Source organism: Psychrobacter sp. TB55-MNA-CIBAN-0194 (assembly GCF_040309505.1).
Classification (GTDB): domain Bacteria; phylum Pseudomonadota; class Gammaproteobacteria; order Pseudomonadales; family Moraxellaceae; genus Psychrobacter; species Psychrobacter fozii.
The window spans coordinates 1-294 of the sequence record NZ_JBEOOW010000121.1; the positions used below are offsets into that span (position 1 = coordinate 1).

A 294-nucleotide genomic window follows, 5' to 3' on the forward strand; every position below is an offset into this window, starting at 1 on the left:
GCTTAACCAATTAAGCATGCTACTATTTGGGTTATTATTTAAATAGCTTCTACACTTTTATACTAAGTTTAAATACCCATTATCAAGGATGATAAATGACCCTATTAAATTCTATTCAATCAGTGACTTCCTCGACAAATACCAACGAGCCATTAGTTATTAAAGAAATCTCAGGCAGCGTTGTGACGTTGACACTCAACAGTCCCAAACAATTTAATGCTTTATCGGTTGAGTTGCTAGCTGCTATGCAAGCAGAGCTTGACAGTATTGCTCAAGACACGAATACTCAAATGC

The 294-nt window shown here is 36.1% G+C and carries 1 pseudogene; it reads left to right on the forward strand.

The window, feature by feature from the left end:
* Nucleotides 1–95: 95 nt before the first annotated feature.
* A pseudogene (locus tag AAEY75_RS14510) lies at nucleotides 96–294 on the forward strand (enoyl-CoA hydratase); the annotation flags it as partial.